The organism is Streptomyces sp. NPDC047061, assembly GCF_040643955.1.
Classification (GTDB): domain Bacteria; phylum Actinomycetota; class Actinomycetes; order Streptomycetales; family Streptomycetaceae; genus Streptomyces.
The window spans coordinates 124,340-135,735 of sequence record NZ_JBEYVI010000033.1; the positions used below are offsets into that span (position 1 = coordinate 124,340).

Genomic DNA, 11,396 nt, shown 5'->3' on the forward strand with positions numbered 1-11,396 from the left:
CTGATCGGATAAAGTCCGCGCGTGTCCGAAAATCAGCACCCAATTGCCAACTCCGCTCCGGGCTCGCACTGTTCGAGCTGCGGAGCGGCCTACGGAGAGGGAATCTCCGGCTGGCCCCGCACCTGCCCGGCCTGCGGCCACGTCGCCTACCGCAACCCACTGCCGGTGGCGATCGCCCTTCAGCCCGTCTACGACACGAAGGGCACCGCCCTGGTCGTCATCACCCGCACCGTGGCCCCCGCGCGCGGGGGCACCGCGCTCCCCGGCGGCTACGTCGACGACCGCGAGGACTGGCGGCACGCCGTCGTCCGGGAGCTCAAGGAGGAGACGGGCATCGACGCCGCCGCCCGCGACGTACGGCTCATCGACGCCATGAGCTCACCCGACGGGCACCTGCTGCTGTTCGGACTCCTCCCGGAGCGCCCGGCCGAAGGCCTCCCGCCGTCGGGCGCGACCGACGAGACGGAGGGCTGGCACCTGCTGCGCCGCCCCGAGGAACTCGCCTTCCCGCTGCACAGCGTGGCCGTACGCGCGTGGTTCGAGGGCCGCTACTGAGCCCTCCGGCTCATCCCAGCCCCCTGACCCGGACGGGACGGGACGGCTCGCGCACGCCGCTCTCGTCCTCGCGCCGGACCACCACCCGCCGGCCCTCCCAGCGGGCGACGTAACGCTCGATCTCCGGCTCGTCCCAGCCGTCGCCCGCGTCCGGCACGACCAGCCCGCCGCCCGTCCGCCCCCGGGCGGGCGCCCACACCTCCAGCAGCGTCCCGCCGTCCTCGTCCCGCACGGGCAGGACGGCACCCGCGCGTGCCAGCACCGGGATCCGCGACAGCGGGGCATCCACGAGCACCTGCCCCGGCCCCTCGTACGCCTTCTCGGTCACCGTGTCGTACCAGCGCCCGCGCGGCAGCTGCACCGCACGCCGGTCGGCGCCCGGATCCAGCACCGGAGCGACCAGCAGAGCGTCGCCCAGCAGGAAGGCGTCCTCGCAGTCGCGCAGCGCCCTGTCCTCCGGCGCCCCCCACCACACCGGCCGCACGTACGGCGCACCGGTCCGCCGGGCCAGCTGCGCCAGCGTCATGAAGTACGGCAGCAGACGCCGCCGTTCGAGCAGCGCCACGCGCGCGTGCTCCAACACCTCGCTCCCGAACTCCCACGGCTCCCGGCGCCCCGCGCGCATGCTCGCGTGCGTCCGGAACAGCGGCAGGTACGCGCCCAGCTGGAACCAGCGCAGAAACAGCTCAGGCGACGGGCTCCCGTCGAAACCGCCCACGTCAGGACCCGAGTACGGCACCCCGCACAGCCCGAGCCCCAGCACCAGCGACAGGGACGCGCGCAGCCCCGGCCAGCCGGTGGCGACATCGCCGGACCACGTGCCCCCGTAGCGCTGCACACCGGCCCAGCCCGAACGGGAGAACAGGAACGGCCGCTCCTCGGGCGCGAGTGTGCGCAGGCCCTCGTAGGCAGCCCGCGCCATGCAGAGCGCGTAGACGTTGTGCGCCTCCCGGTGGTCGCCGCCGCGGCCCTCCAGGGCGTGCCGCGCCGACCGCGGCAGCGTCGCCTCGCCGAACGCGCTGAAGGACGTCGGCTCGTTCATGTCGTGCCAGAACCCGGCGAACCCCAGCGCGAGCCGCTCCTCGTAGAGCCCGCCCCACCACGCGCGCACGCGCGCGTCCGTGAAGTCGGGGAAGACCGTCTCCCCGGGCCACACCACCCCCTCCACCGTCCGCCCCACGGGATCACGGACGAAGGCGTCGAGCGCGGCCCCGCTGTCGTACACCGTGTTGCCCTGCTCGGCCTTCACCGCCGGGTCGACGATCGACACCAGCCGGATCCCGTCCCGCCGCAGCTCCTCCGCCAGCGTCGGCAGCTTCGGGAAGCGCTCGTGATCGACCGTGAACACCTGATGGGCGTCGTAGTGGTCGATGTCCAGATGGACGGCGTCCAGCGGCAGACCGCGCTCCTGGTAACCGGCGACGATCCGCCGCACCTCCTGCTCGCTGCCGAAGCCCCAGCGCGCGTGGTGATGGCCCAGCGCCCACGCCGGCGGCAGCGCGGGCGCGCCCGTCAGCGAGGCCCAGGTGTGCAGCACGCGCGCGGGGGTGCCCACCATCACCCAGCAGCGCAGCGGACCGCCGTCCATCCGCAGCTCGCAGCGCCCGGTCCGGTCGTGCCCGGAACCGGCGCCCTCCTCGCCCTCCAGGAGCGTCACCGTCCCGTCCCAGGAGCTGTCGTGGAACACCAGATGAGCCGCCGCGTCCGCCACCACCATCTGGACCGGCATGGTGATGTACAGCGGATCGTCACCGGGCCCGAAGGCGCGGCCGGGATCGGTGTTCCACAGCCGGTACGTGCCGTCCCGCAGCCGCGGCCCCGAGGCACGCCCGCCCAGACCGAAGAACCGCGCGTCCGCGGCCACCTCCGACCGCTGCACCCAGCGCGCCGCGCCCCCGCCCACCGGCTCCCACCACCGCGGCGGCAGATCCCGCCGCAGCATCACGCCACCGGGCGTGCACACCTCGACCGCACCGTGCCGCGAGACGCTGACCGTCACCCGCTCCGCCACGACCCGCCAGCCGCCGTTCGTGTCCGGTTCGAGGACCGCCCGCGGATCCGGCTCCGGGCAGCGCCCCGCGAGCGCGTACGACGGCTCGGGACCGGCCCCGTCCCAGCCCCAGAAGACCGCCCCGTTCACCGCGACCGTGATCCGCAACTCGGAACGGCTGAACCGAATCACACCGCCGCCCGGCCCCGGCTCCGCGTTCTGCACCGGCCCCGGCACCCGGGCCCGCTCCGCGCCCCGCGGCGGCAGCCCGGCGGCATCGATCCGCTTCCTGCGCCACGCCGCCCGTACGGTACGCAACCCCTGAGCCGCCTTACTCGAACCGACCACTCTTACCGAACGCACCAGGTCACGACCGTCCATACTGCTCACCCTGCCACTCAGCGCTCCACACACGCGTGCCGTTCAACTGCCGTTCACCCGTGCCGGGACCACATCTTCACGACACGGACTATGTGGAGCGCACCCTGGTGTAGAAGTCGATCACATGGCATCGTCCCTGTCAGCCGCGTCACGCGCACACCCCAGCCCGTACGCGCCCGACGCACACCAGCGCAGAAGCCCGGGAGCCGCCCCATGTCGACCGCGAACCCCCAGCCGCTCTGGCGGCCCGATCCGCAGCGGATCGCCCAGGCACGCATCACCAGGTTCCAGTCCTGGGCGGCGGAACACCACCAAGCCCCCGCCGACGGCGGGTACCCGGCCCTGCACCGCTGGTCCGTCGACCACCTGGACACCTTCTGGGAAGCCCTCACGGACTACTTCGACGTCCGGTTCTCGACGCCCTACGCGCGCGTGCTCGGCGACCGCGCCATGCCCGGCGCCGAGTGGTTCCCCGGCGCGACCCTGAACTACGCCGAGCATGCCCTGCGTGCCGCCGCCACCCGCGCGGACGAACCCGCCCTCCTGTATGTCGACGAGACCCACGAACCCCGCCCGGTCACCTGGACCGAGCTGCGCCGCCAGGTGGGCTCCCTGGCCGCCGGGCTCCGCGCCCTCGGCGTCCGCCCCGGCGACCGCGTCAGCGGCTACCTCCCGAACGTCCCGGAGGCCGTGGTCGCCCTCCTCGCCACCGCCGCCGTGGGCGCCGTCTGGACCTCCTGCGCCCCCGACTTCGGCGCCCGCAGCGTCCTGGACCGGTTCCAGCAGGTAGAACCCGTCGTCCTGTTCACCGTCGACGGCTACCGCTACGGCGGCAAGGAACACGACCGGCGCGAGATCGTCGACGAACTCCGCCGCGAACTGCCCACCCTGCGCGCCGTCGTCCACATCCCGCTGCTCGGCACCCCGGCCCCCGAGGGCGCCGTGGACTGGTCGGCCCTGACCTCGGCCGACACCGAGCCAGAATTCGAACAGGTCCCGTTCGACCACCCTCTCTGGGTGCTCTACTCCTCCGGCACCACCGGCCTGCCCAAGGCCATCGTCCAGTCCCAGGGCGGCATCCTGGTCGAACACCTCAAACAGCTCGGCCTGCACTGCGACCTGGGCCCCGAGGACCGCTTCTTCTGGTACACCTCGACCGGCTGGATGATGTGGAACTTCCTCGTCTCCGGCCTCCTCACGGGCACCACGATCGTCCTGTACGACGGCAGCCCCGGCTACCCCGACACCGGTGCCCAGTGGCGTGTCGCCGAACGCACCGGAGCCACCCTCTACGGCACCTCCGCCGCCTACGTGATGGCCTGCCGCAAGGCCGGCGTGCACCCCTCCCGCGACCACGACCTCTCCCGGGTGAAGTGCGTCGCCACCACCGGCTCCCCACTGCCCCCCGACGGCTTCCGCTGGCTGCACGACGAGTTCGCAGCGAGCGGGGACGACCTCTGGATCGCCTCCGTCAGCGGCGGCACCGACGTGTGCTCCTGCTTCGCGGGCGCCGTACCCACCCTCCCCGTCCACACCGGCGAACTGCAGGCACCCGGCCTCGGCACCGACCTCCAGGCCTGGGACCCGGCCGGCCACCCCGTCATCGACGAAGTGGGCGAACTGGTCGTCACCAACCCCATGCCCTCCATGCCGATCCGCTTCTGGAACGACCCCGACGGCAGCCGCTACCACGACAGCTACTTCGACACCTACCCCGGCGTGTGGCGCCACGGCGACTGGATCACCGTCACCTCACGCGGCTCGGTGATCATCCACGGCCGCTCCGACTCCACGCTCAACCGCCAGGGCGTGCGGATGGGTTCGGCGGACATCTACGAGGTCGTCGAGCGGCTCCCCGAGATCAGGGAATCCCTCGTCATCGGCATCGAGCAGCCCGACGGCGGCTACTGGATGCCCCTCTTCGTCCACCTGGCACCGGGTGCGGTCCTCGACGAGGCCCTGCTGAACCGCATCAAGCAGGCCATCCGCGAACAGCTCTCGCCCCGGCACGTCCCCGACGAGGTCATCGAGGTCCCCGGCGTCCCGCACACCCTCACCGGAAAGCGCATCGAGGTCCCGGTCAAGCGCCTTCTCCAGGGCACACCCCTGGAGAAGGCCGTCAACCCCGGCTCCATCGACAACCTCGACCTGCTGAGCTACTTCGAGGACCTGGCCCGCAAGCGCGCCTGACCTTCCCGCGGAGCGCGCTCACCCGCCGTAGGTGGCCTCGGACTCGCCCAGGACGGCGGCGAAGTCCGAGGCCAGCCGCGCCGCGTCGGACGGCTCAAGACCGGCGGTCGAGATCCGCACCCCCGGCCCGGCCGACAACCGGAAACGCGCCCCCGCCGCCACCCACCAACCGTACGAGCGCAGCCCGTTCACCACGGCCGACTCGTCCCGCACCGGCACCCACAGGTTCATCCCGCTCGCCCCGTGCGACCCGATCCCGCGCCCGGCCAGCTCCCCGGCCAGCGTCTCGCGGCGCAGTACGTAGGTGGCACGCGCGCGTGCCACCAAGGCGCGCGTGCCCGGATCCGTCATCAGCCCGAGCACCGTCTCCTGCAGCAGGTGACTGACCCAGCCCGACGTCAGAAGCAGCAGCCCGTCGTGCCGGGCGAGCGAGACCGGATCGCACGCGGCCGCCGCCCACCTCAGGTCGGTGCCGAGGAACTTGCTCACCGTCCGGACGTGCACCCAGCGCGCGAGCCCCGCCCCGGTCAGGGAGTGCAGCGGGGCGTCGGCCACCGAGGACGCGTGATCGTTCTCGATCACCAGGACATCGGGTTCCTCGCGCAGCACCCCGGCCAGGGCATCCCTGCGGGCCACCGAGAAACAGCCGCCGTACGGGTTCTGCGCCCTGGGGCTGCACACCACGGCGCGCACGCCCGCGCGCAGCGCGGTGCGCAGGGCGTCCGGACGCATCCCCTCGTCGTCCACCGCCACCGGTACGATCCGCAACCCCAACGCCGGGACCAGGTCGAGCAGATGGTGGTATCCGGGATCCTCCATGGCCACGGCGTCACCGGGCCGCAACTCCACGGACAGCAGCCGGCCGATCAGATCCAGCGCGCCGTGCGCGAACGTCACGTGTTCCACCGGCACACCGTCCGGGCCCAGCCAGTCCCGTACGGCCTCCTCCAGCCGCGCCAGCCGGGGCGCCGAACGGTGTGACCGGGCACCGGGGGAGAGCGTCGAGGGCGGCACCAGGCCGGGCAGCAGCGCGGGATCGGGATGCCCCCCGGCCAGGTCCCGGAGCCCTTCGGGAACCCTGGGCGGACGCCTGGACGCCACCGCCGGAGCCGGCGCCACCACGGTGCCGCCCCGCCCGCGTGTGACGACGATCCCGCGCCGCCGCAGCTCCTTGTACGCCGTGGCGACCGTGCCCGGGCTCACCCCCAGCTCGTCCGCGAGCCGCCGCACCGGCGGCAGCGCCGCCTCCGGAGCCAACGCGCCCTCGGTCACACCCCGTTCCACGGACGCGGCAATCCCCTTGGCCGTCGTACCGGTGATCCCATATTGTATTACCACGTTGGCAAGTATGTATCAATACATAATTGACGGCAAGGGGGAGCAGTGACAGCGAAGCCCGGTGCGATCGAGTGGCGCCGCCGCATTCCCGGAGGCCCCGACGGACGCCGCATGCTCGCCGTCGCCCTGGTCGACCGCGTCGGCAGCGGCCTGTGGGCATCGGTCTCCGTCCTGTACTTCACCTACATCTCCGGCCTCTCCCTCGCCGAAGTCGGCACCCTCGCCGCCGTCTCCGGCGCCATCGGCATCGCCGGCGCCCCACTCGGCGGCCGCATCGCCGACCGGCTGCCCCTCACCCGCGTACTGGTCGCACTCCAACTCCTGCGCGCCCTCGCCTCCTTCGCCCTGCTCACCACCCACGACTACGCGCTGCTGCTCGCCGTCTCGGCGGTCGGCGCCCTCGGCGACCGCGCGGCCAACGTCCTCACCAAGCTCTACGCCACCCGTATCGCCGGACCCGACCGAGTCCACTACCAGGCCCTCAACCGCACCATCGCCAACGCGGGCTGGGCCCTCGGCGGTCTCGCCGCCGCCGCGGCCCTGGCCCTCGGCACCACCACGGCCTACCGCTGGCTCCTCGCGGGCGACGCCCTCTCCTTCGTCGCGGCCGCCCTGCTCACCCTGCGCTGCGGCGAACCCCCGTCACCCTCCCGGGCCGTGGCCGACTGGAGGACCGAGCCGAAGACCGAGAAGCCGGCCAACCCCTGGCGCGACCGCACCTACCTCGCCTACGTCGCCACCGACACGGTCCTCTTCCTCGACGACGCCGTCTTCAAGGTCGGCCTGCCGCTCTGGATCGCCCACAGCGACCGCATCCCCCACGGCCTCGCACCGCTGCTGCTCGTCGTCAACAACGTGATGGTGGTGGGACTCCAAGTCCCCCTGGCCCGCTTCGGCACCACCAGCCGAGCCGCCCGCCGGCTCCTCGTCCCGCTCTCCGCCGCCTTCGCCCTCGGCGGCATCGCGATGGCACTCTCCGCCACCGGCGGAACCGCCACGGGCATCCTCCTGCTCACCGCCGCGGCCGCCGCCTTCACCGTCGCCGAGATGCTCCACGCCACCGTCTCCTGGGAACTCTCCGTCGCCCTGGCACCCGGCACCGCCCAGGGCGCCTACCTCGGAGTGCACGGACTCGCCCAGTCCGCCCAGCGCAGCATCGGCCCACTCGCCGTCACCACCGCCATCGCCACCGGACCGCTGGGCTGGACCGCATTCGGCACCCTCATCGCTCTGACCTGCGCAATCCAGCATCGCCTGGTCCGCGACCGACTTCCGCACCCCCCATTGTCAGTGGCGCCGATTACTGTGAGTGAGAATTGATCGACCGCTCACAGGGGGAACCATGGCGCGCACCGACCACCGGACCATGCGACGCGTCCTGCGCCGCGAAATCGCCGGCACCATCGGCCTGCTGACCGACGAGCACGACTTCCGCGCCATGCGGCGCTACCGCACCTTCACCTTCGACGACCACCTGACCTACCTCCGCCAGATGGAAGCCCTCCTCAGGACCCGCGCCGCCGAGGGCACCCACACCACCCTCGCCCTCTTCGACCCCGAGGAATACGCCGAGTTCTGCACGGCCACCCGACTCGACCCGGACAACCCGGCCAGCCGCACCCGCTTCACGGCCGAACTCGCGGCCACCGGCGCCACCGTCCCCTACGACGGCCGCCCCCTCACCGACCTGGTCCCCGCCCTCGTCGACGAGGCGGTACGGCAGGCCACCTGGGAGTACGCCAGTACCCTCCTCGCCCGCCTCGGCCCCTGCCCCACCTGCGGCGAGGACGTCGGACGCGCCGCCTTCACCCGCGCCTCCCACTTCCTCACCCGCATCCTCGACACCGCCCCGGCAGGCAATCGGCACCTCGTATGCAGCGTCTCCGGACCACCCGAAACCCTCGTCACCGTCCTCCACGCCGACCAGAACACCGAGGGCACCACCCACCTCGACGAGGCCGAAGCCCTCGAATTCACCAGCGTCCTCGCCCTCGGCCTCGCCACCAACAGCCCCGGCGGACTCGTCATGCGCACCACCGCCCCCGGCACCCCCGACCGCGTCTACGGCTGGCGACTGCGCGGCAGCGACCTCGCGCCCCTCACCGCCGGCGAGGTCTTCGACGCGTACTGCACCGACGTCGATTCCGGAGAACTCATCTCACCGGAATCGGACGTCGACTACTGCGCACCGCCCGACCTCGGCGACCAGGAGACGACACCGGGCCACCACCACTGAAACCACCAGGGGCGCCCCACCCACAGGTGGAGCGCCCCTGAAAAGACAGCCGATCACGGCCCCGGCCGACTACTCGCCAGACAGCACCGCCTGAGCCGCCACGCGGGCCTCGTCAGCACTGTCGGCGGCACGCGCGGCCACCGCGGCCCGCTCGCACTGCGCCAGCGTGTACTTGGCCAGCATCGCCCGGACATAGGGAATCGACGCCGCACCCATGGAGAGAGAGGTGACGCCCAGACCCGTCAGCACACAGGCCAGCAGCGGATCCGACGCGGCCTCGCCGCACACACCACAGCTCTTGCCCTCGGCCTTCGCGGCCTCCGCCGACAGCGCGACCAGGTCGAGCAGCGCGGGCTGCCACGGATCCTGCAGCCGGGACACCGCACCCACCTGACGGTCCGCGGCGAACGTGTACTGCGCCAGGTCGTTCGTCCCCAGCGACAGGAACTCGACCTCCTGGAGCACCGAGCGCGCCCGCAGCGCCGCCGACGGAATCTCCACCATCGCGCCGTACTTGGCCCGCAGCCCCGCCTCCCGGCAGGCGTTCGCGAACGCCTTCGCATCGGCACGGTCCGCCACCATCGGCGCCATGACCTCGAGGTGGACCGGCAGCCCCTCGGCCGCCTTCGCCAACGCCGTCAGCTGGGTGCGCAGCACCTCGGGGTGGTCGAGCAGCGTCCGCAGCCCGCGCACGCCCAGCGCCGGGTTCGGCTCGTCCCCCGGAGTCAGGAACTCCAGCGGCTTGTCCGCGCCCGCGTCCAGCACCCGCACGACGACCCGGCCCTCCGGGAACGCCTCCAGCACCTGACGGTAGGCCTCGACCTGCTTCTCCTCGGAAGGAGCACTCCTGCTGTCGTCCAGGAACAGGAACTCGGTACGGAACAGACCGACGCCCTCGGCACCGGCCGCCACCGCCGCCGGCACATCCGCCGGACCGCCCACGTTGGCCAGCAGCGGCACCCTGTGCCCGTCCGCGGTCGCACCCGGGCCGGTCGAGGCGGACAGCGCCGCCTTCCGTTCGGCCGCCGCCGCCTCCAGCGCCGCCTTCTTCTCCGCACTCGGGTTGACGAAGATGTCACCGGTGCTGCCGTCGACGGCGATCACCGTGCCCTCGGCGAGCTCCCCGGCACCCGGCAGCGCCACCACGGCCGGCACACCGAGCGCACGCGCCAGGATCGCGCTGTGGCTCGTCGGCCCGCCCTCCTCGGTCACGAAACCGAGCACCAGGGTCGGGTCGAGGAGCGCGGTGTCGGCCGGCGCCAGATCCCGCGCCACCAGCACGTACGGCTCGTCACTGTCCGGGACCCCCGGCATCGGAACGCCCAGCAGCCGGGCGACGATACGATTCCGCACATCGTCCAGGTCGGCCACCCGACCGGCGAGGTACTCACCCGCCGCGGCCAGCAGCTCGCGGTACGCGGCGAACGCGTCGTACACGGCCCGCTCGGCGGTGCTGCCGACGGCGATCCTGCGGTCCACGTCGGACATCAGCTCGGGGTCCTGCGCCATCATGGCCTGCGCCTCGAGAACCGCCTGGGCCTCGCCGCCCGCCAGGTTGCCGCGCGCCGTCAGGTCGGCGGCCACAGCGTCCACGGCCTGACGTGCCCGCCCCTGCTCCCGCTCCGCCTCTTCCGCGGGAATCCCCTTGGCAGGCGGCTCCAGCACCGCCGTCCCCATGTGCCGAACCTCGCCGATCGCCACACCGTGGCTCACGCCGACGCCTCGCAGCGTTGTCTCCATCTCACCCGTCTCCGATAGTGCGGCGGGTCCCGCCGCCGCGGTGGTTGTCGTGGTCGCCGCCTGCTCCGTAGTACGGCGGCAGGGCGGCGGGGTCGTCGGTCCGGGACGCATCAGCTCCAGGCGAAGAGGGTGTCGCCTGCCTTCACGTCACCGTCTTCGCGAAGGTCGGAGAGAGAGTCGGCAGCGGCCTCCAGGGCCACGACGGGGCAGACCGGAGACTTGCCGGCGGCCTCGACCTCGGCCGGGTTCCAGCGCACCACGGCCTGGCCGCGGGTCACGGTGTCGCCCTTGTTGACGAGGAGCTCGAAGCCCTGCCCGTTGAGCTGCACGGTGTCGATACCCAGATGGGTGAGTACGCCGTGGCCGCTGTCGTCGACCACGACGAACGCGTGCGGGTGCAGAGAGACGACGACTCCGTCCACGGGCGCCACGACCTCGGAAGGCTCACGCGGGGGGTCGATGGCGGTACCCGGGCCGACCATGGCCCCGGCGAAGACCGGATCCGGCACTGCGGCCAGTCCGACGGCACGTCCTGCGAGAGGGGACGTCACGGTGGTCATGGGAGGCCTCCCAGAAGTGGAGCTGCTAACGGGCCGTCACCGCGTGTCCCGGACGGCACTGAGCAGCAGCGTATGTCATATGAAGTGGCGGTTCCGCTTGGAAGGTACCAGCTAGTGGTCTAGACCACCACCCTATTCGATTTGCACGCCCTTCGGGGCTCCGTGTACAGTCGTACTCCTGCTTGAGACCAGGCGGCGCATAAAGCGTCACTACTCGGCAGCATCCAAACTTGTCAGATCCTAACTCGGGATTACCTTCCGCATGCCTGCGGGAGGGTGGTCAGAGGGACGGAAAAACACTGATAGAGTTTGAAACACCGAAGGGAAGCCCGGAGGAAAGCCCGAGAGGGTGAGTACAAAGGAAGCGACCGTTCCTTGAGAACTCAACAGCGTGCCAAAAGTCAAC

General features: G+C 72.1%; 8 protein-coding genes. 4 read left to right on the forward strand and 4 right to left on the reverse strand.

The window, feature by feature from the left end; genetic code table 11:
- The first annotated feature begins 21 nt into the window (after nt 1–21).
- Nucleotides 22–555 carry an NUDIX domain-containing protein gene (locus tag ABZ887_RS36305; RefSeq protein WP_361299257.1) on the forward strand — a complete coding sequence of 178 codons (534 nt, stop codon included), beginning with the start codon at nt 22–24 and terminating at the stop codon, nt 553–555.
- Between the two features lie 10 nt (nt 556–565).
- On the opposite strand, the gene ABZ887_RS36310 is transcribed toward ABZ887_RS36305, so the two are convergent.
- A complete protein-coding gene (locus tag ABZ887_RS36310) occupies nt 566–2,926 on the reverse strand; it encodes a TIM-barrel domain-containing protein (RefSeq protein WP_361299259.1) in 2,361 nt (786 codons plus the stop codon).
- A 213-nt stretch (nt 2,927–3,139) separates the two neighbouring features.
- On the opposite strand from ABZ887_RS36310, the gene ABZ887_RS36315 reads away from it, so the two are divergent.
- Nucleotides 3,140–5,116, forward strand: coding sequence for an acetoacetate--CoA ligase (locus ABZ887_RS36315; protein ID WP_361299262.1), 1,977 nt, complete (start codon nt 3,140–3,142; stop codon nt 5,114–5,116).
- 18 nt (nt 5,117–5,134) lie between these two features.
- On the opposite strand, the gene ABZ887_RS36320 is transcribed toward ABZ887_RS36315, so the two are convergent.
- Nucleotides 5,135–6,454, reverse strand: a complete 1,320-nt coding sequence (locus ABZ887_RS36320) for an aminotransferase class I/II-fold pyridoxal phosphate-dependent enzyme (protein WP_361299265.1) — start codon at nt 6,452–6,454, stop codon at nt 5,135–5,137.
- Nucleotides 6,455–6,499: 45 nt separating this feature from the next.
- Between ABZ887_RS36320 and ABZ887_RS36325 the strand changes: the two genes are divergently transcribed.
- Together ABZ887_RS36325 and ABZ887_RS36330 are read left to right on the forward strand one after the other, a co-directional pair.
- Nucleotides 6,500–7,774, forward strand: coding sequence for an MFS transporter (locus tag ABZ887_RS36325; protein ID WP_361299268.1), 1,275 nt, complete (start codon nt 6,500–6,502; stop codon nt 7,772–7,774).
- 22 nt (nt 7,775–7,796) lie between these two features.
- A complete protein-coding gene (locus tag ABZ887_RS36330) occupies nt 7,797–8,690 on the forward strand; it encodes a hypothetical protein (protein WP_361299271.1) in 894 nt (297 codons plus the stop codon).
- Between the two features lie 69 nt (nt 8,691–8,759).
- Here ABZ887_RS36330 and ptsP read toward each other — a convergent pair whose 3' ends face one another.
- A complete protein-coding gene (gene ptsP / locus ABZ887_RS36335; RefSeq protein WP_361299274.1) occupies nt 8,760–10,430 on the reverse strand; it encodes a phosphoenolpyruvate--protein phosphotransferase in 1,671 nt (556 codons plus the stop codon).
- Between the two features lie 110 nt (nt 10,431–10,540).
- The gene (locus ABZ887_RS36340; protein ID WP_361299277.1) at nt 10,541–10,990 is read right to left on the reverse strand and encodes a PTS glucose transporter subunit IIA; all 450 of its coding nucleotides are present in this window, start codon (nt 10,988–10,990) and stop codon (nt 10,541–10,543) included.
- Nucleotides 10,991–11,396 lie beyond the last annotated feature (406 nt).